At 51.5% G+C, this 24872-nt stretch carries 27 protein-coding genes, 1 tRNA gene and 1 pseudogene; 16 read left to right on the plus strand and 13 right to left on the minus strand.

All coding sequences use genetic code 11. The features are described from left to right. Positions 1-185 precede the first annotated feature (185 nt). Together WAO31_RS01910 and WAO31_RS01915 are read left to right on the plus strand one after the other, a co-directional pair. A complete protein-coding gene (locus tag WAO31_RS01910) occupies positions 186-1352 on the plus strand; it encodes a sensor histidine kinase (protein ID WP_509589540.1) in 1167 nt (388 codons plus the stop codon). Next, a complete protein-coding gene (locus tag WAO31_RS01915; RefSeq protein WP_509589543.1) occupies positions 1352-2032 on the plus strand; it encodes a winged helix-turn-helix domain-containing protein in 681 nt (226 codons plus the stop codon). Before WAO31_RS01910 ends, WAO31_RS01915 begins: the two co-directional genes overlap by 1 nt. On the opposite strand, the gene WAO31_RS01920 is transcribed toward WAO31_RS01915, so the two are convergent. Further along, positions 2029-2466, minus strand: coding sequence for a hypothetical protein (locus WAO31_RS01920; RefSeq protein ID WP_509589546.1), 438 nt, complete (start codon positions 2464-2466; stop codon positions 2029-2031). The genes WAO31_RS01915 and WAO31_RS01920 overlap by 4 nt on opposite strands. A gap of 170 nt (positions 2467-2636) precedes the next feature. Between WAO31_RS01920 and WAO31_RS01925 the strand changes: the two genes are divergently transcribed. From WAO31_RS01925 to rlmB, 4 genes are read left to right on the plus strand one after another with little or no spacing between them, the layout of a single operon-like run. Further along, on the plus strand, positions 2637-3119 hold the full coding sequence (locus tag WAO31_RS01925; RefSeq protein ID WP_509589548.1) for a CarD family transcriptional regulator: 483 nt from the start codon (positions 2637-2639) through the stop codon (positions 3117-3119). A gap of 15 nt (positions 3120-3134) precedes the next feature. Continuing rightward, positions 3135-4301: a 2-C-methyl-D-erythritol 4-phosphate cytidylyltransferase gene (gene ispD / locus WAO31_RS01930; protein ID WP_509589551.1), complete on the plus strand. Its 1167-nt coding sequence runs from the start codon at positions 3135-3137 to the stop codon at positions 4299-4301. Further along, on the plus strand, positions 4298-5728 hold the full coding sequence (gene cysS, locus WAO31_RS01935) for a cysteine--tRNA ligase (RefSeq protein WP_509589553.1): 1431 nt from the start codon (positions 4298-4300) through the stop codon (positions 5726-5728). The genes ispD and cysS overlap by 4 nt, the downstream gene beginning before the upstream one ends. Further along, a complete protein-coding gene (gene rlmB / locus WAO31_RS01940; protein WP_509589556.1) occupies positions 5718-6749 on the plus strand; it encodes a 23S rRNA (guanosine(2251)-2'-O)-methyltransferase RlmB in 1032 nt (343 codons plus the stop codon). The genes cysS and rlmB overlap by 11 nt, the downstream gene beginning before the upstream one ends. Here rlmB and WAO31_RS01945 read toward each other — a convergent pair. Both WAO31_RS01945 and WAO31_RS01950 read right to left on the minus strand, forming a co-directional pair. After that, the gene (locus tag WAO31_RS01945) at positions 6746-8050 is read right to left on the minus strand and encodes a DUF4032 domain-containing protein (RefSeq protein WP_509589559.1); all 1305 of its coding nucleotides are present in this window, start codon (positions 8048-8050) and stop codon (positions 6746-6748) included. The genes rlmB and WAO31_RS01945 overlap by 4 nt on opposite strands. A gap of 4 nt (positions 8051-8054) precedes the next feature. Next, on the minus strand, positions 8055-9131 hold the full coding sequence (locus tag WAO31_RS01950; protein ID WP_509589562.1) for an ABC transporter ATP-binding protein: 1077 nt from the start codon (positions 9129-9131) through the stop codon (positions 8055-8057). Between the two features lie 154 nt (positions 9132-9285). Here WAO31_RS01950 and WAO31_RS01955 point away from each other — a divergent pair, with 154 nt between their 5' ends. The 5 genes from WAO31_RS01955 to WAO31_RS01975 all read left to right on the plus strand — a co-directional run bounded on the left by WAO31_RS01955 (position 9286) and on the right by WAO31_RS01975 (position 12472). After that, the gene (locus WAO31_RS01955; RefSeq protein WP_509589565.1) at positions 9286-10140 is read left to right on the plus strand and encodes a DsbA family protein; all 855 of its coding nucleotides are present in this window, start codon (positions 9286-9288) and stop codon (positions 10138-10140) included. A 10-nt stretch (positions 10141-10150) separates the two neighbouring features. Next, on the plus strand, positions 10151-10921 hold the full coding sequence (locus tag WAO31_RS01960; protein WP_509589568.1) for a polysaccharide deacetylase family protein: 771 nt from the start codon (positions 10151-10153) through the stop codon (positions 10919-10921). 82 nt (positions 10922-11003) lie between these two features. Further along, a tRNA-Thr gene (locus WAO31_RS01965) sits at positions 11004-11079 on the plus strand. Positions 11080-11158: 79 nt separating this feature from the next. Further along, positions 11159-11581, plus strand: coding sequence for an NfeD family protein (locus tag WAO31_RS01970; RefSeq protein WP_509589571.1), 423 nt, complete (start codon positions 11159-11161; stop codon positions 11579-11581). Beyond that, positions 11582-12472, plus strand: a complete 891-nt coding sequence (locus WAO31_RS01975) for an SPFH domain-containing protein (RefSeq protein WP_509589574.1) — start codon at positions 11582-11584, stop codon at positions 12470-12472. It begins immediately after the preceding gene. A gap of 9 nt (positions 12473-12481) precedes the next feature. Here the strand turns inward: WAO31_RS01975 and WAO31_RS01980 are convergent, their stop codons facing one another. Beyond that, positions 12482-13225: a DUF554 domain-containing protein gene (locus WAO31_RS01980; RefSeq protein ID WP_509589577.1), complete on the minus strand. Its 744-nt coding sequence runs from the start codon at positions 13223-13225 to the stop codon at positions 12482-12484. Positions 13226-13250: 25 nt separating this feature from the next. After that, positions 13251-13652: a peptide-methionine (R)-S-oxide reductase MsrB gene (gene msrB, locus WAO31_RS01985; RefSeq protein WP_509589580.1), complete on the minus strand. Its 402-nt coding sequence runs from the start codon at positions 13650-13652 to the stop codon at positions 13251-13253. Positions 13653-13724: 72 nt separating this feature from the next. Between msrB and WAO31_RS01990 the strand changes: the two genes are divergently transcribed. The 3 genes from WAO31_RS01990 to groL all read left to right on the plus strand — a co-directional run bounded on the left by WAO31_RS01990 (position 13725) and on the right by groL (position 16406). Continuing rightward, a complete protein-coding gene (locus tag WAO31_RS01990) occupies positions 13725-14219 on the plus strand; it encodes a LytR C-terminal domain-containing protein (protein WP_509589583.1) in 495 nt (164 codons plus the stop codon). Positions 14220-14420: 201 nt separating this feature from the next. Continuing rightward, positions 14421-14621: a cold-shock protein gene (locus WAO31_RS01995; RefSeq protein WP_506557623.1), complete on the plus strand. Its 201-nt coding sequence runs from the start codon at positions 14421-14423 to the stop codon at positions 14619-14621. Positions 14622-14783: 162 nt separating this feature from the next. After that, entirely contained in the window at positions 14784-16406 is a 1623-nt protein-coding gene (groL, locus tag WAO31_RS02000; RefSeq protein ID WP_509589586.1) for a chaperonin GroEL, read from the plus strand. A gap of 2 nt (positions 16407-16408) precedes the next feature. Here groL and WAO31_RS02005 read toward each other — a convergent pair whose 3' ends face one another. From WAO31_RS02005 to WAO31_RS02030, 6 genes are all read right to left on the minus strand, one after another. Further along, positions 16409-16696, minus strand: a complete 288-nt coding sequence (locus WAO31_RS02005) for a WXG100 family type VII secretion target (RefSeq protein ID WP_509589589.1) — start codon at positions 16694-16696, stop codon at positions 16409-16411. Between the two features lie 83 nt (positions 16697-16779). After that, entirely contained in the window at positions 16780-18273 is a 1494-nt protein-coding gene (locus WAO31_RS02010) for a sensor histidine kinase (protein ID WP_509589592.1), read from the minus strand. After that, a complete protein-coding gene (locus tag WAO31_RS02015; protein WP_509589595.1) occupies positions 18273-18962 on the minus strand; it encodes a response regulator transcription factor in 690 nt (229 codons plus the stop codon). The genes WAO31_RS02010 and WAO31_RS02015 overlap by 1 nt, the downstream gene beginning before the upstream one ends. Before the next feature lie 53 nt (positions 18963-19015). Beyond that, positions 19016-20650 carry a DNA repair helicase XPB gene (locus tag WAO31_RS02020; protein ID WP_509589597.1) on the minus strand — a complete coding sequence of 545 codons (1635 nt, stop codon included), beginning with the start codon at positions 20648-20650 and terminating at the stop codon, positions 19016-19018. 2 nt (positions 20651-20652) lie between these two features. Further along, a complete protein-coding gene (locus tag WAO31_RS02025; RefSeq protein ID WP_509589600.1) occupies positions 20653-22380 on the minus strand; it encodes a helicase-associated domain-containing protein in 1728 nt (575 codons plus the stop codon). Further along, positions 22377-22619: a hypothetical protein gene (locus WAO31_RS02030; protein ID WP_509589603.1), complete on the minus strand. Its 243-nt coding sequence runs from the start codon at positions 22617-22619 to the stop codon at positions 22377-22379. The genes WAO31_RS02025 and WAO31_RS02030 overlap by 4 nt, the downstream gene beginning before the upstream one ends. A 104-nt stretch (positions 22620-22723) precedes the next feature. Here WAO31_RS02030 and WAO31_RS02035 point away from each other — a divergent pair, with 104 nt between their 5' ends. Together WAO31_RS02035 and WAO31_RS02040 are read left to right on the plus strand one after the other, a co-directional pair. Next, positions 22724-23107, plus strand: a complete 384-nt coding sequence (locus WAO31_RS02035; protein ID WP_509589606.1) for a cold-shock protein — start codon at positions 22724-22726, stop codon at positions 23105-23107. Then, positions 23100-23381 (plus strand): annotated as a pseudogene (locus tag WAO31_RS02040) (DUF3027 domain-containing protein); the annotation flags it as partial. The gene WAO31_RS02035 and the pseudogene WAO31_RS02040, both read left to right, overlap by 8 nt. 36 nt (positions 23382-23417) lie before the next feature. Here the strand turns inward: WAO31_RS02040 and WAO31_RS02045 are convergent. Both WAO31_RS02045 and serC read right to left on the minus strand, forming a co-directional pair. Continuing rightward, complete coding sequence (locus WAO31_RS02045; RefSeq protein WP_509589608.1) at positions 23418-23645, minus strand: DUF2530 domain-containing protein; 228 nt, start codon at positions 23643-23645, stop codon at positions 23418-23420. After that, complete coding sequence (serC, locus tag WAO31_RS02050) at positions 23645-24763, minus strand: phosphoserine transaminase (RefSeq protein WP_509589611.1); 1119 nt, start codon at positions 24761-24763, stop codon at positions 23645-23647. Before serC ends, WAO31_RS02045 begins: the two co-directional genes overlap by 1 nt. Positions 24764-24872: the final 109 nt, after the last annotated feature.

Below are 24872 nucleotides of genomic sequence, written 5' to 3' on the forward strand. Positions count from 1 at the left end.
GTCCTGAACTTCGTGAAGTTCATTTTGGAATACTTGCCGCACTTGCGACCCCTTTCTAAAGATATCTCGAGGCTCTCAGTACTTGGTGAACAGAAGCCGAACAAATGCCAAACCTAAGATAAAAATAGCCCTTTTTCCCCGTCTTTTTGCATCGACGGCGAAATGCAAGCCATATTGTTAACAATGTGAACAACTTAAGCCTAGCTGCGATATTCCTGGTGATTGCCATCGCCGTCGTTGCATTTTTTATAGCGGGCTTTGCCGTAGGTCGCCGTGGCTTCGAAACCCAACCCAACTCAGACCCAATTGACTTTCCGGTCTTGGCCTCAGAAATCTTGGAACTTTTGGGCTCGGTGGGAATCTTGCTTGATCAAAACAACCAGGTCATCCGCATGAACAACAGGGCCGAGCCATTCGGGCTGATTGCAAGAGGCGCCCTGGTGCAGCCTGAGCTATTTGATCTAGTTCGCCGGGCACGCTCGACCAGGCAGGTCGAGTCATTCGAAGGTTCAATAAATGTCGGGATGAAAAAGAGTCAACTCGAGGTTTTGGCGAAGGCTTCACTGGTTGCCGGTGACTACGTGGTTTTAGTGTTGGAGGATCAGACACAGAAATCACGGCTCGATAAAACTCGGCGTGATTTTATAGAGAATATCTCTCACGAACTAAAAACTCCAATCGGAGCTATCGCGTTACTCGCCGAGGCAATTCAGGGAGCCGAAGAAGATACCGAGACCAGGAACCGGTTCTCAGGCAATCTAATCAAGGAATCCAATCGCCTAACTCATCTGGTTCAAGACATCATCGAACTTTCTAGGGTTCAGTCGGAAGAGGTTTTGGCAACAGCAGAGTTGATTGATCTGAATCAGGTAATAGCTGATGCGGTGGACAGAAACGAGCAATTAGCTAGGAGTAGAAATATTCGAGTGCTGTTTCACGATGAGCCAGGTCCCGAGATATACGGTAACCGCGAAATGCTCACAACCGCCGTGAAAAACCTAATAGAAAATGCCATCAACTACTCAAACTCTGGGTCGCAGGTTGGAATTGGTACGAAGTCCAAGGGCGACGTGGCGGAAGTTTCAGTCACCGACTCCGGAGCAGGAATCTCTCCAGAAAACCAAGCTCGTGTTTTTGAGAGATTTTTTAGGGTGGATGCCTCCCGCTCTAGAGAAACCGGCGGAACCGGGCTTGGGCTCAGCATCGTCAAGCACGTTGCAAAGATTCACAGGGGTGAGGTAAGGCTTTTCTCCCAGCAAGGAGTTGGCTCAACTTTTACCTTGCGAATTCCACTTGCCAAAAGCTCTGACCCGATTACCGGAACCATCAAAGTAATAGCGGAGGTTGACTAATGCCAAAAGTTCTAGTCGTCGAAGACGAGCAGTCCCTCAGGGAGCCGCTGGTGTTTATGCTCCAGAAAGAGGGCTACGAGGTCATCGAAGCCGAGAACGGCTTAATGGCAATTGAAAAGTTTGAGTCGGCAGGGGCTGACATAATTCTTTTGGATTTGATGATGCCCAAACTCGACGGCAATCAGGTTTGCAAGCAGATTCGATTGAGTTCTAATGTTCCCATCATTATGTTGACGGCTAAGGATGCCGAAGTTGACAAGGTGGTAGGTCTTGAGATCGGCGCAGACGACTACGTCACTAAGCCTTATTCCACAAGGGAACTTCTGGCCCGAATGAAGGCAGTTCTTAGAAGAAAAATTGAGCCGGCAGTTGAACTAGATGGCGTTTTGGTAGCGGGGGAGCTTCGACTGGATTCAGACCGGCACCAAGTTACGCTCGCAGGTAAGCAGATCGCGTTTCCGCTCAAGGAATTTGAGCTTCTGGAGCTGTTGATGGAGAACGTGAACCGAGTATTGACCAGGGGTCAAATTATTGACCGCGTCTGGGGAGCAAACTACTTTGGCGACACCAAGACTTTGGATGTGCACATCAAGAGGCTTCGTTCAAAGATTGAAGAGGATCCGGCCAGACCAAAATACATACAGACCGTTCGAGGTCTTGGCTACAAGTTCGAGGTTTAGCTAACCGGGTCTTCTTCCATAACTGACTGGGATTCACTTTCGAGAATCTCAAGAAGCCGTCGGTACTCTTCCAAGGTGCCATCCAGAACGGGCACCTTCATGCTCGCGTTAATTGTTTCTGACTCAAGGAAATAAAACTTTGCAGTCTGACCTGGTCCCTCGACAACCGGAAGCATTATTGCTGGATTGCCGTTGTATCCAAAGTCAACTTTTTGACCGGCTGGAACTTCTACGAAGTAGTCAGTTTTGGCCTGAGTGTTTGGGTCCACATACTGGATCTTGATTACCTTGGCTTCTGTGGCTTGGCTCACAAGCGAGCCGACCAGGTAGCCATTGCCGGAATCAGCAACCAGATACATGAAGTTTCGAGCCATGACTTGCTCGAGATCAACCTGCTGGCCGTCACTTGGAGAGTAGGGCTGCAAAGAGGCCACATTGCCGGAAATGCTACAAGCGCTGGTTGTCAATGAAAGAGCGACAATCAGGGCAGTGGCGGCTAAACGGCGTACAAACAAAGAGTCCTCCTGTGGTTTGTCCCAGTTTATCGCACAATTTTTAAGCGTTTGCTGTGGTAAAATAGTGGTTTCTGAAGGGAATCCAACACATGAAATTTGAGGTTGGCGAAACCGTTGTCTACCCGCATCACGGCGCAGCGAAGATCGTAGAGGTCAAGAATCGCAACGTGCGAGGCGAGACCCAGAAATACTTACAACTAAAGGTCGCCCAGGGTGACCTAACCATTTGGGTTCCAGCTGCCAACGTTGAGATGGTCGGTGTTCGAGATGTCATCAACCGAAAGGGTGTGCAGCAGGTCTTTGACGTGCTCCGTGCGGAATTTATCGAGGAACCAACCAACTGGTCCAGGCGATACAAGGCCAACCTAGAAAAGCTAGCCTCCGGAGACGTAGTAAAGGTGTCCGAGGTGGTTCGCGACTTATGGCGCAGAGACCAGGACCGCGGTCTTTCCGCTGGAGAAAAGCGAATGCTTGCCAAGGCAAGACAGATCTTGGTTTCCGAGCTTGCTTTAGCCAAAAAGACCGATGAGGAAAAAGCCTCGTCTCTGCTTGACCAAGTTCTGGCCTCCTAGAAAAGACAAAAAGCTATGAACCCTCGCGCAGTGGCGGTGGTACTACTGGCGGCAGGACGGGGAGAGCGCCTAAAGGCCGATCAACCCAAGGCGTTTGTCGAGCTAGCCGGAAAGTCCCTACTTGAGCACGCAATCTATCGATCCCTGGCAACAAAGAACCTCAGACAGCTGATCATTGCGGTACCCGAATCTCACCTCAGTCAAATTCTTGAGCTTGAAAACCAGCTCGATAGTCACGGCGTGGATATTCGAGTTGTGGTTGGCGGAGCAACTAGACAGGAATCGGTTGCTGAGGCGCTCGCGGTATTAGCCGGCGGCATCGAGACCGTTCTGGTTCACGATTCGGCAAGAGCGCTAACCACAACCGATTTATTTAACCGCGTTGCAGAGGCCGTTTTTGAAAATCAGGTCGGTGTAATTCCTGGCTTGCCGGTTGCCGACACCATCAAAAAATATCGCGGTGATTTAGTTGAAGAAACAATCGACCGCGCCGAGCTAATAAGAGCGCAAACTCCGCAGGGTTTTCCAACGGAGTTATTGGTCAAAGCCCACGTTGCCGCAACTAGTAACTACACAGACGAAGCTGCCCTAGTTCAAGCATTCGGTGGCACCGTGATGATGGTGCCAGGGGAGCAGCAGGCGATGAAAATAACTACTCCGGAAGATCTAGAAACCGCTCAGAGTTACTTACTATCTGGAGCCCAAACTGGCATTGGATCTGATGCGCATCGCTTCAGTGAAGACGAATCAAGGATATTGCAGCTTGGCTGCTTGGAGTGGCCGGGTAACCGCGCACTCGAAGGTCACAGCGACGGCGACGTGATTGCTCACGCGATGGTGGATGCATTGCTTGCCGCATCCGGTCTTGGCGACATCGGATCAAACTTTGGAGTTGATAGGCCGGAGTACAGGGGGGCATCGGGGGAGACTTTCTTACGCGGGACTCTAGAGCTTTTGGCCAAGCACGGGCTTGAGCCTGTAAATGTTTCGGTACAGCTAATTGGAACTAGTCCAAAGCTTGCTCCCAGGAGACTCGAGCTTGAGTCGCGCCTTGGGTCAATAATCGGGGCTCCGGTCAGCGTATCTGCAACCACGACTGACGGACTTGGGTTTTTAGGAAGCGACGAGGGGTTGGCGGCTGTGGCCACCAGTTTGGTTCGAAAGGTAGGCTTTAGCTCGTGACCCTGCAGCTATTTGACTCCCGTAGTCAGTCGCTTAGAGAACTAAAGCCCCTCAAGGCGGGTGAAGTTGGAATCTATCTGTGTGGCCCAACGGTTCAGGCAGCTCCTCACCTGGGTCACCTGAGATCAGCTCTGGTCTACGACCAGCTTCTTCGCTGGCTCGAGGCAAATGGTTTGAGAGTCACTCTGATTAGAAACGTGACCGACATTGACGACAAGGTTTTGGATAACGCCAAGAGTGAGAAAAGAAAATGGTGGGAGCTGGCCTTTTTCTATGAGCAGCTTTTTGCCGAGGCGTATCGAAAACTTGACATCAAAGTCCCAAGCTATGAGCCAAGGGCTACCTCCAATATCTCCGAAATGATTTCGCTAATTCAAACACTTATTAAAAAAGGGCACGCCTACCAAGTTGATGGTTCAGCGGATGTTTACTTCAGTGCCTCAAGCTGGAAAGACTACGGCGAGCTCACCAACCAAAAGTCAGATGATCTAATCGACGACACCGAGGCCGAGGCCAGGGGTAAGAAGCATCCTAGGGATTTCGCTCTTTGGAAATCACACAAGGAATCAGAACCTGAAGATGCAGCCTGGGATTCACCATTTGGAAAAGGCAGACCCGGTTGGCACATAGAGTGCTCGGCGATGAGTGTGAAGTATTTGGGTACGAGGTTTGACATTCACGGCGGCGGACTAGACCTCAGGTTCCCGCACCACGAGAACGAACTTGCCCAGTCCAGGGCCGCAGGCCACGAATTTGCTGACCTCTGGTTGCACAACGGTCTCGTAAACGTTTCGGGACAAAAGATGAGCAAATCCCTCGGCAACTCAGTTTTGGTAAGCGATGTTCTAACCGACTCCAACGCCCTCGCCCTCAGGTACTACCTGGGCTCTGCTCAGTACCGGTCGGTACTGGATTACAACGACGGTGTTTTGGAAGAGGCGGAAGCCACCATCTTGAGAATCGCAACGTTCCTTCAGCGCGCGACAAGAAAACTGAGTGGAACCAAGTTCTTAGAAAAACTAAACTCAGCAAAGCCCTCATTCCCGGCGAAGTTTTCCCAGGCTATGGACGAAGACCTAAACATACCGGCCGCCCTTGCGGTGCTGCACGAAACGGTACGAGACGGAAACTCAAGCCTTGATGAGGACCGCTTGCCGGAGGCGGCCAAGGCCTACGCGGAAGCGGTAGCCATGCTGGATGTTCTAAACATTAATCCAGAGGCTAGTTTCTGGAAGCGTTCGGGTTTGTCCGAAGATGCGATGGCTGCTCTGGATGGTCTGATTCAATCGCTGATTAGCCAGCGCAATCAAGCCCGTGATAACAAGGATTTTGAAACTTCTGACCGCATCCGCGATCAGCTGAAAGCTGTTGGCGTGGTGCTCGAAGACTCCGCCGACTCGACACATTGGAGCCTAGGTGCCAGCTAAACCGACTAGACCGGGAGCCGCAAAAGGCAAAAAGGGACCGAGCGTTGGAACCGGCGGCCACGGCCGCAAGAGGCTCGAGGGTAAGGGCCCCACTCCAAAGGCTGAGGATCGAAAAGGACACAAGGCGTTCCGTGCCAAAAAGTCCGTGGAGAAGAAAAAAGCCGCCGGCGTCAGAGTCTCAAGAAAAGGTGAATTTGTGGCCTCGGGACCGAGGACAGCTGGAGTCGCAGGAGCGGCCGCCAGAAAAGGCAAGCGAATTACAAAAGCATCGGAAAACTTTGAAGTTCTGTCTGGGCGAAATTCGGTTCTCGAAGCCCTTCGCGCCAAGATTCCGGCGACCGCTTTGTACCTGGCTTCAAGAATTGAAATGGATGATCGAGTAAAAGAAGCCCTCACGATTGCCAACCTTAGAAAGATTCCAATCAACGAAGTCACAAGAGCAGAAATTGATCGCTTGACCGGATTTGATTCTGTGCATCAAGGGGTAGCTCTTCAGGTGCCGCCATACAACTACGCTCACCCGATAGACCTTCTCGACAAAGTTCTCTCTCGAGGAGCAACCCCTTTATTCGTTGCCCTGGATGGAATTACGGATCCCAGAAATCTTGGGGCGATAATCCGCTCGGTTGCAGCCTTCGGCGGTCACGGCGTGATCTTGCCACAGCGCCGCTCCACCGGATTGACTGCAGCGGCTTGGAAGACTTCGGCCGGAGCCGCGGCTAGAGTTCCAGTTGCTCTAGCTGGAAACCTGAACGCCACCTTGAAAGAGTTCAAGAAAAAGAAATTATTTATTGTCGGGCTTGACGGCGGTGGTGATATTTCACTTCCAAAGTTCAATCTCTCAAATGAGCCGATGGTTTTGGTTATTGGCTCCGAGGGTAAAGGGCTTTCCCGCCTAGTTCAGGAAAACTGTGATGCGATTTTATCTATTCCGATTGCGAAAGACACCGAGTCACTAAATGCCGGAATTGCGGCATCGGTTGCGCTCTATGAGATTTCGAAGTCCAGGCCAAAACTCTAGACTTTGTCTCGCCAGTCGCCCTCTTCATCTTCATTAGTTTCGATGGTTCCCGAAGGGATGGCGGTGGGCAAAGTAATCGCCTCGGTTGGAGTTGCAATCAACGCCTCCTCGTCACGCCTGTGAGCTAGCACTTTCTCAACATAGGAGTTCACCGCATCGGTCAGCGGTATGCCCTTCTGTTGATTTTCAGCCAGGTACCAGCGGTGTTCCAGGACCTCGTGGAAGACCTCGGCTGGCTCAAGTTTGCCGGAGTACTGCCTAGGAATTGCCTTCACAACCGGCTCAAAGACCTCGCTCAACCAGCGGTGGGCGAGCACTTCCTCGTCGTCACTTGAACCAAACTTCACCCTGAACGCATCTAAGTCGTTCAAAAGTCTGCGGGCTTGGTTCTCTTGAACATCCAACCCGGTAAGTCGAAGAAGTCTTCTGGTGTGATGACCTGCATCCACAACCTTGGGTTGAATCTTTACACTCTTGCCATTTTCCTCCGTCTTGATCATCAACTCTTCAATGTCGAAGCCGAGTTTGTTTAGTCTTTCAACTCTTCTGGTTATCCTCCAGCGCTCATCTTTGTCGAATACCTCAGCCGCGGTGAGTTCTTTCCAGAGCTCGTTGTATTTGTTCACGATTCTCTCGCTGGTCGCGTTTGGATCAACACCGGGTCCGGCTCGACCGCTTGCAACCAAATCCATGAGCTCGCCTGCGATGTTTATCCGTGCAATTTCTAAATCATTTTCTCGCTGTCCGTTTGATAGGCCACTGTCGTAGAGCTGTCCAGTCTCGGCATCAACCAGATATGCCGCAAAGGATCCGGCGTCACGTCTGAATAAAGTGTTTGATAGTGAAACATCGCCCCAGAAAAATCCTGCGATGTGAAGTCTCACCAGTAGCAGGGCAAGTGCATCGACCAGTCTTGTAGCGGTTTCCGCCCTCAGTCCCTGTGACCACATCGCCCGGTAGGGTAGCGAAAACTTTAGGTGCCGAGTGATGAGTGCAGCCGGCAGTTCTTCGCCCTTGTCATCCTTGCGGTTGTTGATAATCGCAAATGGCTCCACGCAAGGCACGTCAAGTTTTTGAAGGTTTTTTAATATTTCGTATTCGCGCTTAGCAAGATCCGGGAGAGTCTCTTTGATGGCGATGACGTAGTTGCTTAGGTGGGCGAAGCGCACAGTATGTCTAGAAAGTCCCTTCGGAAGAGCTGCAATGTTTTCTGCCGGCCAGGCTTCTAAAGGTAAGTGCCACGGCAGATCCAGCAGGGCTGAATCCGCCGTAGCAGCAGTTATAGCGAGTGCTTGGCTCATTGAGCTAGTTCAGGCGCTCCCCGGTCTCAACATCGAATAGGTGCATGATGCCACCCTCGGGCTTTAGGAATACGGTGTCTCCCTTATGCGCGTGGTCGCGGCCGTCAACCCTACTAACCAGTTCGTGGTGGGCTCCGTCGATTGTTGCTGAACCATATAGGTACCCGTCAGATCCGAGCTCTTCAACTACGTCAACCTCGGCAGCGATGCCCTCGCCGGCTGTGACAGTTAGGTTCTCGGGTCTAACACCCAACGTAACGAGCTTGGCTTTGGTCTTTGCAAGAACTGCCGAGTCCACCTTTACAACGGTGTTACCGACCTGAACCCCACCCTCCACTATTGGAAGCTGAAGAAGATTCATTGCCGGAGAGCCAATGAACCCTGCGACAAAGACGTTCTTTGGCGTCTCGTAAAGCTCCCTTGGAGTTGCAACCTGCTGAAGAACGCCGTCCTTCAAAACAGCGACCCTGTCACCCATGGTCATGGCTTCGACCTGGTCGTGAGTCACGTAAACGGTTGTAACACCGAGTCTGCGCTGAAGAGAAGCAATCTGGGTTCTTGTCTGAACTCGAAGCTTGGCATCAAGGTTCGAAAGCGGCTCGTCCATCAGGAACACTTGAGGCTGACGCACAATCGCACGACCCATGGCAACGCGCTGGCGCTGACCACCGGAAAGTGCCTTTGGCTTGCGGTTTAGGTAGGGCTCTAGGTCGAGCAGCTTGGCTGCCTCAAGAACGCGCTCTGCGCGCTCCTCTTTCGCAACTCCAGCAATCTTTAGAGCAAAACCCATGTTTTCGGCCACTGTCATGTGTGGGTACAGTGCATAGTTCTGGAACACCATCGCGATGTCGCGATCCTTTGGCGGGATATTGGTGACGTCACGGTCACCAATCAGGATTTGTCCACCGTTTACTTCTTCTAGACCTGCGAGCATTCGCAAGGTGGTGGATTTTCCGCAACCGGATGGACCAACTAGAACTAGGAATTCGCCATCGGCAATTTCTAGGTCAATTGAATCAACGGCTGGGGCGGTGCCACCGGGGTATACCCGTGAGGCTTTCTGGAACTTAACTGATGCCATGATTTATCTCCTTCACCGGCAGGTACGTGCCGGACGATCCTTAGTGAATTCGCATACTCGAGCAACGTTGCTGAGTCCTCCTAGTATTGCACTTCTTAGGAAGCTTATAACTCGGAAGGAGGGGGCTCTAAAAATCTTGCTATAAACTACCCAAATGACGTCAAACACCCCAAGACCAACCAGATCAGAGCAGCGTGAGGCTGCCCGAGCCAAGGCCAAATCCCTGAGGGAGCAGCAGCAAAAAGGCGATAAGCGCAAGCGCGTATTTATTCAACTTGGAATTGCCGCCTCGGTGCTTTTAGTTTTTGGAGCTGTTGGAATCACAATCTTTAGCGCCAGCACTCAGTCCACAGCAGTTCCCACCAATGCCACATTCAACGATGGTGTCAAGGTTGGAACCGGACTCAAGGTCTTCACCCCTACCTTTAACCCCGCTTCGCCAACCGGTGAACCCCCCATTGAAATAGTGATCTACGTTGATTACCAGTGCCCAATTTGTGCAATCTTTGAGCTCCCAAATAGCCAGCAGATAAAGAACCTGGTCGAAACGGGTGCGGCTACGGTCCAGATGCACGCTCTGTCGTTCCTCGATGGACGCGGTTCACCAAATGCCTTTTCATCCCGAGCGGCCAACGCAGCGATGTGCCTCTCGGAGTACTCACCGGATAACTTCTTTGCTTATAACACCAGACTCTTTCAGTCCCAGCCCACCGAAGGTGCTCCTGGGCCTGAAAACCCTGAGCTCATAAGCTTCGCTGAAGAAGTCGGCGCGACGAATATGGACCGGGTCGCCAGCTGCATCAACACTAAAGAGTTTGGAAACTGGATTAAGGATGCAACCGAGCGAGCCCTCACAGAGCCAATTCCTGGAACCGCAATCCAGATCAGCGGAACTCCCTCGGTTTTCGTGAACGGTGAACAATACACCTGGAATACAGGTGAGGAACTTGCTAGTGCAGCTCGATTTGCTCAGTTCATTCAGTTTGTAACCTCCGACACCATGAACTAACAACAGAAAAGTGCTCAGAAGACAATTCCTCGCGGCCACAGCCGCGGGGTTTTTGTTTCCTGACGTAGCCAAAGCATCAAATAGCCCACTAGTTGTTCCGGATCCGCTTATTAGAGAGCGGGTTGCATCACCGCTTGGACCGCTGGGTTTTCAAAAAACTGCACTTGAAGAGGGCCGAAGAGTCCGACTGCCAAAGTCCAGCGTCAAGCGGATCGCGTGGACTGTGGATGACGGGGCCAGCACCGAAGGCGTAAGGGACTACCTCGACTTCATCGAGAGATTCGATCTTCGAATGACTTTCTTCATCAACTCAAGCTATCCAGCCTGGAAGAAGAATAAGAAGCAAATTCAGGAGCTCGTTGATAGCGGGAAGCTTCAGCTTGCAAACCACACACACTCCCACTCGAGTATGACCAAGCTCTCGAACGCTGGGATCAAGCAGGAGCTCAAAAGGTGCCACAGCTTTATTCAAGATAACTTTGGCGTTAACGCCAAGCCTTACTACCGACCCCCCTACGGCCGCATCGACTCCCGGGTGATTCAGGTCGCAAACGATATGGGGTACATCTCGACAGTTATGTGGAGCGGATCCCTCGGTGACTCTGCCGGTCAGCGAAGGCAGAACATCTTGCAGCTTGGTAATAAGTGGATTCAAGACCGGACCATATTGCTTGATCACCTAAACGCAAGAACTCCAAGGTATGTCTTCAAGGAACTGGCCAAGATGCTAAAGCGCAGAGAGCTAATGACTGTCACCCTGGACGACGTTTACTACACCTAGCCACGGTTCCGGTGGCTTGGCCTAGATTTACCTTTTTGGGTAAGCTGGGCGGGTACCGGAAGCTAATACCTTTCTGGTGCAGGCCGACCTGGCGCAATTGGTAGCGCACCGCACTTGTAATGCGGGGGTTAGGGGTTCAAGTCCCCTGGTCGGCCCCACCTAAACTATTACTCGTTTCAATATGCCCTGAGTGAACAGCCTATTTTTAGATTTGAGCTGCCACTTAGACTTATACACATGGCACTTTGGATTTGGTTGGCAATCTCTGGCTCACTAATGCTCGTTGAGCTACTCACTGCAAACTTACTCTTCGCTTCACTTGCGATATCCGCTCTAGCTGCAGCCGGTGCTGCAGGTCTGGGTGCAGACATTGTTGTTCAGGGAATTACCTTCGGTGTTGCCTCGGCTCTTTCACTTATTCTCTTGAGACCAATTGCACTAAAGCACCTAAAGCTTCGGGGCACCCCTTCGGCCACAAATGTCGATGCTCTGATTGGCGCTGAGGCCATTACTTTGACCCAAGTCACTGACCGGTCTGGACAGGTCAAGCTCACCGGAGAGACTTGGAGCGCAAAAACCCAATCGGGAGTTATTGCTCCCGACCAAAAAGTTCAAGTTGTAGCCATTCGCGGGGCAACCGCGATTATTAGGGAGGTCTAAATGGAAAACGCAGCAGAGGCATTCGGCGCGTTCCTCGCGCCACTATTACTGGTAACAATCTTTGTTGTGGTGCTGGCTCGGGCCATTCGCATAATCCCTCAGGCCAGCGCTGGAATCGTTGAGCGATTGGGTCGCTACCACCGCACTCTAGACGCGGGACTTGCCCTCATCATCCCTTTTATCGATCGCCTACGTCCACTTATTGATCTTCGTGAGCGAGTGGTCTCATTTCCTCCGCAGCCTGTGATTACCTCGGACAACCTCGTGGTTGAAATCGACACGGTTATCTATTTCCAGGTAACCGATCCAAAATCAGCCGTCTATGAAATTGAAAACTTCATCACCGGTATCGAGCAAATCACAATAACAACTTTGCGAAACGTGGTTGGTGGCATAGACCTAGAGCAAACCCTGACCTCGAGAGATTCAATCAACTCAGCTCTTCGTGGAGTGTTGGATGAAGCAACAGGTAAATGGGGAGTTCGTGTAAACCGAGTTGAGCTGAAATCCATCGAGCCACCACAGACGGTGAAAACAGCAATGGAGCTTCAGATGAAAGCGGAGCGAGAGCGTCGAGCAGTTATCTTGACAGCCGAGGGTGAAAAGCAGAGTCAAATTTTGACGGCAGAGGGTGCGCGTCAAGCAGCTATTCTGAACGCCGAAGGTGATGCCAAGGCAATCGTCATTAAAGCCGAAGCCGAAGCCGAAGCCGTACAGCGAGTTTTTGATGCGGTCAGAACTGCAAACCTAGATGAAAAGATGCTGGCCTACCAGTACCTAGAGCAGCTACCGGTTATTGCCAACGGAACAGCCAGCAAAATTTGGCTACTTCCGAGTGAGCTATCCGGGGCAATTGAAAAAATTGCCGGAGCTTTCCGTCCTGGAAAGTAGCAGGTAGCCCTAGAGGGCCATAACCAACATTGTCAACACCGGCGCCACAACCAGCGCCGGCAACATATTTCCAACTGCGACCTGCCTCAGCTGAAGCAGCCTAAGAGCGACCCCGAGAAGCAAAACACCACCGGTAGCGGTAATAGCAGCAATAACTGGTCCTGACATCACAGACCCAACCGAAAAAGCGAGCAGAGTCAAAAGCCCCTGCCAGATTCCAACCGGAATTGCCGAAAGGGCAACTCCCCAACCCAGGCTTGCCGCAAAGGCTAGGGAGGCAAAGCCGTCGAGGATCGACTTGGTGGCAAGCTGCTCAATTCCTTGACCCAGGCCATCACTCAGTGCTCCGAGGATTGCAAGTGGTCCGATTGTAAAAACAAGGGATGCGTTGACAAAGCCCGTAATGAACTTCTCTTTGGTGTCCTTCGGCCCTTTGCCGGCGAAGCGCTTTTGCAATCCGGCACCGAAGTTTTCTAGTCGCTGCTCAATTTTGAGGGCCGAACCGATAATTCCACCGAGCAAAATGGCACCGATGACGATAAGTAGCGGGATGCCGGGGCCAACCGCTGAGACAAATTCTGAGTCTAAAAGTGAAATGACATTGAGGCCACCAAGTACTAGAACCACCAGACCCAAACCGTCAGTCACAACCTTCGAAGTTTTATCGCTTAGGCGATTGCCTATCAGGATTCCAGCTGCGGTTCCGAAAAGAATTGCCAGGACGTTGATAATCGTCCCAAGACCTATGATCAATTTAGTTTTTTCCTTGCCGGTTTATTTAGTTGGCTTGCTCGAAGGTAATGCTAACTGAGTTGATGCAATATCTATCTCCCGTTGGGGTCTGCGGGGCGTCTTCAAAAACGTGGCCCAGGTGCGAGCCGCAAGCTCGGCAGCGAACCTCGACTCTTTTCATGCCCAGAGAGTTATCTTCCAGTAGTTCGACAGCATCGGTTGATTTCGGTTCGTAAAAACTTGGCCAGCCGCAGTGTGAATCAAACTTAGTTTCAGATCGAAAAAGCTCTGCCTGACAGCCGCGGCAGCGAAAGATTCCCATTCGCTTTTCATCTAGTAATTCACCCGTGTAGGCCCGCTCGGTTCCAGCTTCGCGAAGCACGTGATATTCGAAGTCGCTCAGTTCCTCGCGCCACTGGCTATCGGGCTTCTGAATCGGGTAGTTCATATTGGGGCTACCTTTCTTAGAGGGTTGATGCCTAATATAAAGGTCCCCGACCTTTTATAAAAAAGAGCTGCCATGCCCGAGGTACTTGAAGATGAGTTCGACACCGTTTCGGGTGTCGGCGGAAAGCACCTTGCGCCCAAGCGACCCCTTGATTACATCGCCTCATTTCTTACCCTTACCTTGGTATCTGCCGCTTTGGCAGGTGGCGGTATCCTAGGGCTCCGTCTGTGGGATACCGGAATCATACTTTCTGGCCTATTTGCCGAGGATAGTAGGAGTTATTCGGACCTAGATTTGGCGATTGTTGATGGAACCAATAGCGGTATCGAGCTTTCAATCGGTGAGCAGCTTCAGGAGCAGGGTTGGAGCGTAGTGTCGGCAACTAGCCTCGCCGATCAAGATCCTGACCTAGAACCTGCTCCAACTACCCTGATTTTTGTGACGGCTCAGGAGTACAGGGGAGAAGCACTTCTACTCTTGGACACCTTCCCTGGAGCTGTAATTGAGGTATCTACGCAGTTTTTGACCCCAATCACTGTCCTAATTGGCAACGATTTCTTGGGTTAAATCTTCACGTTGGGCCCAAAAATTTCTTTACTTTATTGCCTAATTCAGGGATAGAGTGGAGGTGGTCGTAGAAAAAGCCCTAGCCCTCAAAGCTTTTGGTTTAGTAATGCAATCCTGGATCCCCCGGTTTGGAAGCGACTGAGTTAGGAAAACCTCGGTTTTTCGAAGCTGCATTCAAACACAAGGTAACAGGAGAAACAAATGGCACAAGGAACCGTAAAGTGGTTCAACGCTGAGAAAGGCTTCGGCTTTATTACTCAGGACGGTGGAGCGGACGTATTCGTTCACTTTTCAGCTATCCAGGGCGATGGCTACAAGGAGCTCAAAGAGAACCAGCGCGTTGAGTTCGAAGTAAAGAACGGCGACAAGGGCCCTCAGGCCGACGCTGTAAACGTAATCTAGGACCAACTAGGCTTACTAAGAAACCGCCTTCCTTCGGGGAGGCGGTTTTTTCTTGCCCCGGCTCCACTTGCACTCAGGCCCAGAGAGTGCTAAAAATAGAGTTAGCACTCAAACAAATAGAGTGCTAATAACCTACACACCAACTTCGGGAGAAACCCAAAAATGGCAAAAATCATAGCTTTCAATGAAGAGGCCCGTCGCGGCCTAGAGCGCGGCCTAAATATTCTGGCTGACACCGTCAAGGTGACCCTCGGCCCTCGCGGACGCAATGTCGTTCTAGAGAAGAAGTGGGGAGCACCAACAATCACAAACGACGGTGTTTCCATCGCTAAGGAAATCGAGCTTGAGGACCCGTTCGAGAAGATCGGTGCCGAGCTTGTTAAAGAAGTTGCAAAAAAGACTGACGACGTAGCCGGAGATGGAACTACCACCGCTACCGTTTTGGCTCAGGCGCTTGTTCGCGAAGGACTTCGCAACGTCGCAGCCGGTGCTGACCCGATTAGCCTAAAGCGCGGAATCGAAAAGGCAGTGGCCGCAGTCACCGTTGAGCTTCTCGCCAACGCAAAGCCGGTTGAGACCAAGGAGCAGATTGCTGCTACCGCATCTATTTCCGCTGGAGACACCCAGATCGGTGAAATCATCGCCGAGGCTATCGACAAAGTTGGACGCGAAGGCGTTGTCACCGTTGAGGAATCAAACACTTTTGGAATTGAGCTTCAGCTAACCGAAGGTATGAGATTCGACAAGGGCTACATCTCGGCATACATGGTCACCGACCCTGAGCGCCAGGAAGCAGTTCTTGAGGATGCTTACGTTCTGATTGTTAACTCAAAGATCACCAACATCAAGGACCTACTTCCTGTTGTTGACAAGGTCATCCAGGCAGGTAAGCCACTTCTAGTTATCGCCGAGGACATCGAAGGCGAAGCACTTGCCACCTTGATCGTGAACAAGATCCGCGGAATCTTCAAGTCAGTTGCCGTAAAGGCTCCAGGCTTTGGCGACCGTCGTAAGGCAATGCTTCAGGACATCGCTATCTTGACCGGTGGTCAGGTTATCTCGGAAGAGGTAGGCCTAAAGCTTGAGAACACCGACCTAACCATGTTGGGTCGCGCTCGCAAGATCGTTGTCACCAAAGACGAGACCACAATTGTTGAAGGTTCTGGCGACCAGGCACAGATCGCTGGCCGAGTTGAGCAGATTCGTCGCGAAATCGAAGCCACTGACTCCGATTACGACCGCGAGAAGCTTCAGGAGCGTCTAGCCAAGCTTGCCGGTGGAGTTGCAGTTATCAAGGCTGGAGCAGCTACCGAGGTTGAACTGAAAGAGCGCAAGCACCGCATCGAAGATGCAGTAAGAAACGCCAAGGCAGCCGTTGAGGAGGGAATTGTTGCAGGTGGTGGAGTTGCTCTACTGCAGGCCGGCAAAACCGCTTTCGGCAAGCTAAAGCTCAAGGGCGACGAGGCCACCGGTGCGAACATCGTACGCGTTGCCATCTCAGCTCCCCTGAAGCAGATCGCCATCAACGCTGGTCTTGAGCCGGGAGTTGTTGCTGACAAGGTTGAAAACCTAACCTCCGGTCATGGCCTAAACGCTGCAACCGGTGAGTATGTTGACATGCTGGCAGCCGGAATCAACGACCCAGTGAAGGTGACTCGTTCAGCACTTCAGAACGCAGCCTCCATCGCGGGACTATTCCTAACCACCGAGGCAGTAGTTGCCGACAAGCCTGAGCCTGCAGCCCCTGCAATGCCTCAGGGCGGCGGCGAAGGAATGGGCTTCTAAAGCTATAGAAACAACCTTTGATTGGCGTACTCGATCTCGCGGTACTGCGTAGCCGCAAGACTTAGAGCCACACCAATCTCAGCTAACTGAGCATCAACTGCACCTGCAGTGGTTCGCCAGCGATTAGCAACGGCTTGAAAGGATTCAGCCGCAGCTCCTCGCCAAGAACCCTGCAGGTTTTGCAGTTGGGCATGAAGTGACTGGACCTCGGACTGGAGCCTCGAAATAGTGGCGTTTATCGATCCAGTTGCTGCGAGCACCTGCTCGCTATCGACTTGGAACTGAGTCATTTAGTCATCCCTTCCGCTTGAAGAATTAGGCTAACCAAAGCTCAGTTATGTCTTGGGCGGGATTTAGAAAACTGTGGAGAACCCTATACCCAGTTGTGATGGGTTGGAAGCTTCACCCTGAAGGTTGCTCCGCCACCCTTAGTTTCTCTTACCTCTATGCGACCTTTGTGCAGAGAGACAATTTCCTTTACGATTGCAAGACCCAACCCAGTACCGCCGGTGTCACGATTTCTAGAGTTGTCGGCTCGATAGAAACGCTCAAAAATCTTTTCTCTGAGCTGCTTTGGGATTCCCTCCCCGTGGTCTACGACCTCGAATATAACTTCGCCTTCGGTTTTTTGCCCAATCGCTATTTCAATCTCACTTTTTGATTCACTGAAGCGCTTAGCATTTTCGATTAGGTTCACCAGAACCTGAATTATCTGTGACTCATTCACCTCTGCTTCGAGCTTGTAATCATCGGGAAGCTTGGCTCCACTCAGGCTCAGCATCTTAAGAGTTGTTTTCTGCCTGCCCTGTACGTCTTTTTCAATAACGTCGCGAATCAGTTTTGCCAGATCGGTAGGGGTAGCTTCAAGTGTTTGGTTTTCATCTAGCCTGGCGAGTGTCAGCAGTGATTCGACCAGTAGGCTCATTCGAATTGCCTCAGCTTCAATTCGACTCATGGCTTCTTGGACCTCAGATTTTTTGGTGAGGGCCCCTTGCCTATAAAGTTCGGCGTAACCTCGAACCGAAACCAGGGGAGTTCGAAGTTCGTGGGAGGCGTCTGCCACGAACCGGCGCATCTGCCCAAGCGTCTGGTTTCTTGAAGAAACCGAATCCTCCAGCGAATCGAGCATCGAGTTTAGAGACCTATTTAGTCTCGCTATTTCAGTGTTGCCGGGCCGTTCCATAAGTCTTTGGGAGAGGTCTCCAGACGAGACAAGCTGTGCTGTTCGCTCAACTTCTCGAAGAGGACGGAGGGCCTGGGCGATAGTTACCCAGATGCTTAGACCGCTCAAGGCCAGAAGCAGGAAGCCGAAACCCCCGCCGATAGCCCGATACTGGCGCAAAAGTTCAAGGTTCGTGCTGTTTGGAAGAGCCACCACAACCGTTGCTTGGAAGTTTCTAAAGGGCTGGGCCACCACTCTCCAGCTGTCGCTTTCGTCTATGGTCACCTGGCCAAGAGCACCGGTTCGGTCAAGGTCAAAAGGCTGTCCACCTGTGGCTATGGATGCATCGAGGCTTAGTATCGATAGATTTGGGAGGGCCTCATTCGAGGAATCCGTGGCCATGATTCGAAACACGGTTTGACCCCGGGCGTCAAGTATCGAAATCAGGTAGTCACTTGGAAGTCTTGGAAGATTAAGTCTCTTGGCAAGAATTTTGGTTTCAATCATGGCCGGATTTTCCTGAGCCAGAATTGTTGCGGTAGAGGAAAGTAAGTTATCGGTATTTTGTTGGAGGTAGGCACGAAGCAAAGACACTGTTCCAAAACTTGAAACCATGAGCAGTAAGCCTATGAGTGCAACAGATAAACCGGTTAGCTTGCTACGAAGCGAAACCTTTTCCCAAGCCTTACCGACTTTCGACTGCATTAATCCAATTTCTTGTAGATGTATCCAACTCCACGCTTGGTTTGAATTAGTGGGCGTGAGCTAATGGGATCCAGTTTCTTGCGAAGGTAGGAAACGTAAGATTCGACGATTCCCATGTCGCCATTGAAGTCATATTCCCAAACGTGATCCAGAATCTGCGCCTTGGTTAGAACTCGGTCTGGATTCATTACTAAAAATCGAAGCAGTTTGTATTCGGTTGGAGAAAGATCAACTAACTTACCTTCAACAGTCACCTCGTGGGCATCTTGGTTTATTACAACTGCACCGGCATCAATGACTGAGGGCTCGGCATCAGCAGTTTTTGTTCTTCGAAGAATTGCCTGGATGCGCGCAACGATTTCGTCCAAACTAAACGGCTTTGTCATGTAGTCATCGCCACCCACTGTTAGACCGGTGATTTTATCCTCGGTCTCGTCGCGAGCGGTCAAGAACAATATGGGGGCTTGGACTCCAGCACCACGAAGCTTCTTGGTCACGCTGAATCCATTCATGTCTGGAAGCATGACATCGAGCAAGATGATGTCCGGTTCCGACTCGGTGACTGCCGCCACCGCCTGGGCGCCGTTGGCGGCAGTTTGAATCTCGAAGCCCGCAAAGCGAAGGCTCGTTGACAATAGGTCGCGGATATTGGGCTCGTCATCGACGATCAGCACTCGTGTTTTAGCCATGTCTCAAGTGTCACAGGCTTTACTGAAAGAAACCTGAGAGTTAGTTGAGTGCCCTAAAGGCTTGAAACATCAAGGATTTGGTAGCTGTAGCCCTGCTCGGCAAGGAACCGCTGCCGGTTCTGGGCGAAGTCTTGGTCAACGGTGTCCCTGGCAATCAGGGTGTAGAAGCTCGCCGTTCTGCCATCGGCCTTCGGACGAAGCAGGCGGCCCAGGCGCTGAGCCTCCTCCTGTCTGGATCCGTAGGAACCGGAGATTTGAATCGCAACCGAAGCTTCCGGCAGGTCCACCGAGAAGTTGGCAACTTTAGATACCACCAGGGTTGGCTCGGTTCCATCCCTAAAGGCTTGGAACAATCTTTCTCGTTCTGAAACCGGTGTCTCACCGGTGATTTTTGGAATCTCAAGCAAGGCTGCAACTTCGTCAATTTGATCCAGGTACTGTCCAATAATCAGTGTTGGCTCACCGTCATGCTTTGCCATAAGTTTTTGAATCACAGGGATTTTTGTTTTTGAAGTTGCAGCCATTCGGTAGCGCTCATCCTGCTCGGCGATTGCATAATCAAGTCGCTCTTGCTCGGGTAAATCAACTCTGATTTCAAAACACTCAGCTGGAGCTATATATCCTTCGGCTTCAATTTCTTTCCAAGGAGCGTCAAATCTTTTTGGACCAATCAGCGAAAAGACATCGCCTTCTTTTCCGTCTTCGCGAACTAAAGTTGCGGTAAGGCCAAGTCTTCTTCTCGCCTGAAGGTCTGCAGTCATCTTAAAAATCGGTGCGGGAAGTAAATGAACCTCGTCATAAACAATCAGTCCCCAGTCCTTGGCGTTTAGAAGTGCAAGGTGGGCGTACTCGCCTTTTCTTTTTGCAGTGAGAATCTGGTAACTCGCGATTGTGACCGGCTTCACTTCCTTGACCGATCCGGAGTATTCACCGATTTCATCTTCTTCCAATGTGGTGCGCTTTATGAGCTCAGCTCGCCACTGTCTCGCTGCAACTGTGTTGGTGACCAGAATCAGTGTGTTGGTTTTCGCTCTTGACATAGCGGCCGCACCAACAATGGTTTTACCGGCGCCACAAGGTAACACCACAACTCCCGACCCGCCGTCCCAGAATTTTTCAACCGCCTTGGTCTGGTAGTCACGGATGTTCCATCCGGTTTCATCCAGGGCAATCGGGTGGGGTTCTCCCGGGGTGTAGCCGGCTAGGTCCTCGGCTGGCCAACCGAGCTTCAGTAGCTCTTGCTTTAGCGACCCCCTCGCAAAGGCCAAGACCTCAAAGCTGTCCTCGGAAATCCTGTGCCCCAAAAGCGCTGCAATTCTGGGGCTTCTAGAGGCCTCCAGCAAGATCGCAGCCGATTCACTGGTCAAAATAAGCGTTCCCTCAGGGCTTCTTCGAATGACAAGTTTTCCGTACCGGTCCATGGTCTCTTGGATGTCAACCCTTACCGAAGAAGGGATTGCAAACTTGGCGTACCTATCGAGCACCTCGAGCACGTAGTCGCTGCCGTGCCCTGCGGCACGAGCATTCCAGAGGCCCAGTTTGGTGATTCGGTAGGTGTGGATGTGTTCCGGGGCTCGCTCTAATTCAGCAAAGATCGCAAGATCGTGCCTGGCGTCTGAGGCGTCAGGGTGATCAACCTCTAGAAGCGCGGTCTTATCGCTTTGAACAATCAGGGGCCCTTGAGTCATCGCTAGCCAATCAGAATTGATGTAATTGCCGATACCGGAAGAGTTCTTTCGATGTCTGCTTTTCGATCACGGGCACGAAGTCTGCCATTGGCCATACCAATGGGCTCCAATAGAAAATCCATAATCTTTCCGTTGGCATTTATCTTTACCTGTAAAGTGCTTTTGGTTTTTAGCGCGAGCAAAATTTTGCGTTCCATGTCTGAGGCCGGTGCCGCATCGGCCATCTCAACATCTTGCGCTCTGAGCCGCTCAATCTGCTGCAAGAAAACAGCGCTCTCGTTTGAAGTTTTGTGAATAGCAGAGGGGGGAATGATTTTTCCTGAATCGTCAACTAGCACCGCAAGGTATCCGTTTTCTCGAAGCGCGTGATAAAGCGACTGAGGGTCTAGTGGGGAAGCAATTCCCAAAGCGGAATTTCCAAGCATTAGGGCCTTGAGTTTCGAATCCATTGTTATCTGCTTAGCAAGTAGGTCATCGCTTGAAATAAGCAGGCTTCCTTTTGTCGCAGCTTGAATCTTCAGTCGTCCAAATCTTTCAGCCGTTTCACGAATCAGGTAGTCAACCGGTTGCGGCAAGCCGGTACCATTGAGCTTTTGCAGAAGAAGCCTTATTTGATCCTCGGTCATGCCTTCTTCAAGACCGCAACTAATGCTTAACGGGGAAATGCGGTAGCTGGTGGCAAGCCCAATGCTCTCGGTGTCAGCGAACTTACGAAGCTGGACCTCAAGAGAGCTAACCAGGGGCCCTGGGGTGATAATCGACAGGTCAGCCTGAATGATGATGCGATCTTGCTGGGCCGGAAGCCTGGATTCAAGAGACTTTGCGGCTGCGGCCAGCTTTCTTGAGAGTACCTCGGGCGACCAGCTGGCAAGTACCCCCGCAGAGCTCAGGCCAATCTGGTCGGCCATTTCAGCCAGCCTATTTATTCTTGAAGCCGGAGCCATGCTCGCAAACGGGAAGGCCGACTGAATCAATTTCTTGAACGAAGCCGATTTATTCTGGTTTAGCTGAGCAAGGACCTCCTTGGCACCGGCAGTTCCCAAAAGTGTCAACCAGGCTTCACAAAGAATCAACCAGCGAGCCTTGGGGGTTGCCGTAATCCAGCTATCGGCAAGCGTGGTGGGCTGGAATCTTTTTTCGTTCGCTGAGATAAGACCTGCAACCTTGGCAAGTTCAAAAATTGTCTTGACGTAGTCCTTACTTTTGCCGAGGTGCGCCGAGGCCCGCTTTATATCGGGCAGACCGAGGGAGCCCTTAGCCACCTCTCGAACCAGGTGCTGATCCAGATCAAAGATTAACTCGGTGACTGCCTGCATGGCCTCAAAGGCATGAATCCCACAATCTAAATCAATCGACATCTGATCCGGTGTTGCAACCGGCTCGGTCACCAAAGAAAGAGATGAGGTCTTGGGGGAGTCGTTTAGGCGGTCTTTCACCCAGTCGTAGACACCCGGTTCTTCAACGCTCCAGATTAGAAATTCACTGGAGAGCAGCGTTAGTTGCTCTTTCGACACTTTTTCCTTCGAGGCCAGAGCGCGAAGCGATGTCAGCATCGGGTTGGTAATTCCCGCGACGGTTAGTGCTTGCGATTTAGGAGCGAGGATGGCGTTGGCCAGATCAAAAAAGTCTTTGTAGTCGGTTATGGACAGCGCTCGTTCGTGCACCATAAGCCCAAGGCTGGCGTCAGGTGCCGACCTGAGGGCGGTAGCTAGACGAAATAGGTCACTCAACTTTTGTTTTCGCGTCCCTTGCGGCGAAGGGCCAAAACCAGAAGGACCAAAACCAGCACGAAGCCAACGGGCATTCCAAGAAGGGAAATCTGGGCAAAAAGCTCTAGATTACTGGCCCCGAAATAGGTTCCAAGCAGCGTCACCAAGATTGATACAAGTGAGAGGCCAATCACCCCGGCTCCCATGTAGGCAAGCACGGTTTCGACCCGGGAAGGGCCAGTGGGTTCGGATTTAGTCATCCTTATAGGATACCCGACTGTTTGAGGCCAGGGCTTGGGTTTAGTAAACGGGAGCTGCTGGCTGGTTGGTAAAATAAAGGTTCTCCAGAAAGAGGTACTAAAAAATGCCCACCGGCAAAGTGAAGTTCTTCGATGAAGAAAAAGGCTTTGGCTTTATCGCATCCGATGAAGGTCAAGAGGTTTTTCTTCACATCAGCGCTCTTCCCGAGGGCGTGACTGAGGTCAAGCCTGGATCGCGCGTTGAGTTTGGAATTGTCGACGGCAAAAAAGGTGCCCAGGCTTTATCGGTTCGAATTCTTGAGGCTCCGCCATCACTGGCCAAGCTTTCCAGGAAGCCAGCCGATGAGATGTCGGTAATCGTTGAAGACCTCATTCGCCTACTCGACAACATAAGCGGGGGGCTGAAGCGCGGCAAGCATCCGGAGCCAGCAGCCGGTAAGAAAATTGCTTCGCTGCTTCGCAAACTCGCCGAAGAGCTAGATGCTTAAGCGATCCAAAACACCTCAGCACCAGAGTCTTGCCGAAAAAGCCGCAACTGAAGTAGCACCTTCGGGTGGAGTGGGAAAGTTCCTGGGAGTTGTTGACGAAGAGGCCAGTGTCGTTAGCTACCGCTTCGAAGCCAAGATAAAAGGCTACGAGGGTTGGGAATGGAACGTTGTAATCTTCCAGGGTAAAAAGCCAAGCCCAGCGACGGTTTCTGAAGTTGTAATGCTGCCGGGTAAAGATTCGATTATTGCTCCACCTTGGCTGCCCTGGTCAGAGCGCAAAGCTGAATTGGATGAGCCTTTAGCTTCAGATTCAGCGGTTTCGGACCTTGAAGTACCCGAAGATACCGAGAGCGATTCCAAAGACACAGGTCAGAGCCCACCAAGACGGAAGGGGCTCTTGAAGCGTCTGGTTAAAAAACAAGATCGCAAGAAGGCAAAGAAGCCACGCAAGCGTTCCCAGTAACACAGCGAGCCCAGCGTTTGACTCAATTGGCTCAGGGGTTGGCTTGGCCTCAGATGCCTTTAGAAATAGCTTCATTAGCTCATCTTCTCAACTACGAAGTCGATGCAGGCAATTAGGGCCTCTATGTCTGATTTCTCTGTGGCGGTGAAGGTCGCAACCCGAAGCTGATTCCTTCCAAGCTTGCGGTATGGATCCACATCCACCACCCCATTTTCCCGAAGCACTTTGGCAATCTCTGACGCGTCAATTGAGTCATCGAAATCTATTGTCACAACCACCTGGGAGCGATGTTCGGGATTTGAAACAAAGGGTGTAGCGAAGCTAGCCTTTTCGGCCCAGTCATATAGAAGTTTTGAAGAAGCTTTGGTTTTTTCTCCCGCCCAGTGAAGACCTCCGGATTCATTAATCCACTTGATTTGCTCGTTCAGCAAGAAGATGGTCGAGATGGCCGGAGTGTTTAGAGTTTGGTTAAGTCTGGAATTATCGATTGCAACCTGCAGTGACAAGAACTCCGGAATATAGCGATCGGATTTGGCTATCTTGGCAGTTCGCTCGATGGCTTTTTCTGACATTAGCGCCAGCCACAACCCACCATCGGAGGCGAAGTTTTTCTGGGGTGCGAAGTAGTAAACGTCTGTTTCAGACGCCTCAAAGTCAATGCCTCCGGCAGCCGAGGTTGCATCGGTCATAAAGATTGCCTCTGAATCCGCACCGGCTACTTTTTGAACCGGAGTCACAACCCCGGTTGAGGTCTCATTCTGCGGGTATACATAGGTATTGATTCCAGCCTTACCCGAAAGTTCAGATCTGGAACCTGGGTCGGCTTTTTGGATCTCAACTGATCCTAGAAAAGGTGCCGAGAGGGACTTGGCAAACTTGGCACCAAACTCACCGTGAACCAGAGCTTGAGAGTTGCCTTCGGCAAGAGAGTAAGCGGCGACATCCCAGAAAGCAGTTGAGCCACCATTGCCGAGCACAATCTCGTAGCCGGCAGGGGCCCTAAATAGCTCCAGAAGCCCCTTTTGAACCTCCGCGACCAGGTTCTTTATGGGTTTTTGGCGGTGCGAGGTCCCCATGAGGGCTGAGCCTCTGGTTCCAAAAGCGGCCAGCTGCTCCTGGCGTAATTTGGACGGCCCGCAACCAAAGCGCCCGTCTTTGGGCAGGATTTCACTCGGAATAAGTATCTCGGGCATATCAGTAGAGTTTAGTATCCTGCGAGTTTCCCGAGACCGCACCGTGGCGAGTTGGCAACAATAGTTATGGGTTAGGCTATTCAAGCTGTCGGAAACGATCCATTCTGGC

The sequence above is a fragment of the Rhodoluna sp. genome (assembly GCF_049276775.1).
In the GTDB taxonomy this organism is placed as follows: domain Bacteria; phylum Actinomycetota; class Actinomycetes; order Actinomycetales; family Microbacteriaceae; genus Rhodoluna.

What these genes read in the sequence shown, in the direction of transcription:
- WAO31_RS01915 (WP_509589543.1), top strand. Translation starts at nt 1,352, where the DNA reads ATGCCAAAAGTTCTAGTCGTCGAAGACGAGCAGTCCCTCAGGGAGCCG.
- WAO31_RS01925 (WP_509589548.1), top strand. Translation starts at nt 2,637, where the DNA reads ATGAAATTTGAGGTTGGCGAAACCGTTGTCTACCCGCATCACGGCGCA.
- ispD (WP_509589551.1), top strand. Translation starts at nt 3,135, where the DNA reads ATGAACCCTCGCGCAGTGGCGGTGGTACTACTGGCGGCAGGACGGGGA.
- WAO31_RS01945 (WP_509589559.1), bottom strand. Translation starts at nt 8,050, where the DNA reads ATGAGCCAAGCACTCGCTATAACTGCTGCTACGGCGGATTCAGCCCTG.
- WAO31_RS01950 (WP_509589562.1), bottom strand. Translation starts at nt 9,131, where the DNA reads ATGGCATCAGTTAAGTTCCAGAAAGCCTCACGGGTATACCCCGGTGGC.
- WAO31_RS01955 (WP_509589565.1), top strand. Translation starts at nt 9,286, where the DNA reads ATGACGTCAAACACCCCAAGACCAACCAGATCAGAGCAGCGTGAGGCT.
- WAO31_RS01970 (WP_509589571.1), top strand. Translation starts at nt 11,159, where the DNA reads ATGGCACTTTGGATTTGGTTGGCAATCTCTGGCTCACTAATGCTCGTT.
- WAO31_RS01975 (WP_509589574.1), top strand. Translation starts at nt 11,582, where the DNA reads ATGGAAAACGCAGCAGAGGCATTCGGCGCGTTCCTCGCGCCACTATTA.
- msrB (WP_509589580.1), bottom strand. Translation starts at nt 13,652, where the DNA reads ATGAACTACCCGATTCAGAAGCCCGATAGCCAGTGGCGCGAGGAACTG.
- WAO31_RS01990 (WP_509589583.1), top strand. Translation starts at nt 13,725, where the DNA reads ATGCCCGAGGTACTTGAAGATGAGTTCGACACCGTTTCGGGTGTCGGC.
- WAO31_RS01995 (WP_506557623.1), top strand. Translation starts at nt 14,421, where the DNA reads ATGGCACAAGGAACCGTAAAGTGGTTCAACGCTGAGAAAGGCTTCGGC.
- groL (WP_509589586.1), top strand. Translation starts at nt 14,784, where the DNA reads ATGGCAAAAATCATAGCTTTCAATGAAGAGGCCCGTCGCGGCCTAGAG.
- WAO31_RS02005 (WP_509589589.1), bottom strand. Translation starts at nt 16,696, where the DNA reads ATGACTCAGTTCCAAGTCGATAGCGAGCAGGTGCTCGCAGCAACTGGA.
- WAO31_RS02010 (WP_509589592.1), bottom strand. Translation starts at nt 18,273, where the DNA reads ATGCAGTCGAAAGTCGGTAAGGCTTGGGAAAAGGTTTCGCTTCGTAGC.
- WAO31_RS02015 (WP_509589595.1), bottom strand. Translation starts at nt 18,962, where the DNA reads ATGGCTAAAACACGAGTGCTGATCGTCGATGACGAGCCCAATATCCGC.
- WAO31_RS02020 (WP_509589597.1), bottom strand. Translation starts at nt 20,650, where the DNA reads ATGACTCAAGGGCCCCTGATTGTTCAAAGCGATAAGACCGCGCTTCTA.
- WAO31_RS02030 (WP_509589603.1), bottom strand. Translation starts at nt 22,619, where the DNA reads ATGACTAAATCCGAACCCACTGGCCCTTCCCGGGTCGAAACCGTGCTT.
- WAO31_RS02035 (WP_509589606.1), top strand. Translation starts at nt 22,724, where the DNA reads ATGCCCACCGGCAAAGTGAAGTTCTTCGATGAAGAAAAAGGCTTTGGC.
- WAO31_RS02045 (WP_509589608.1), bottom strand. Translation starts at nt 23,645, where the DNA reads ATGAAGCTATTTCTAAAGGCATCTGAGGCCAAGCCAACCCCTGAGCCA.
- serC (WP_509589611.1), bottom strand. Translation starts at nt 24,763, where the DNA reads ATGCCCGAGATACTTATTCCGAGTGAAATCCTGCCCAAAGACGGGCGC.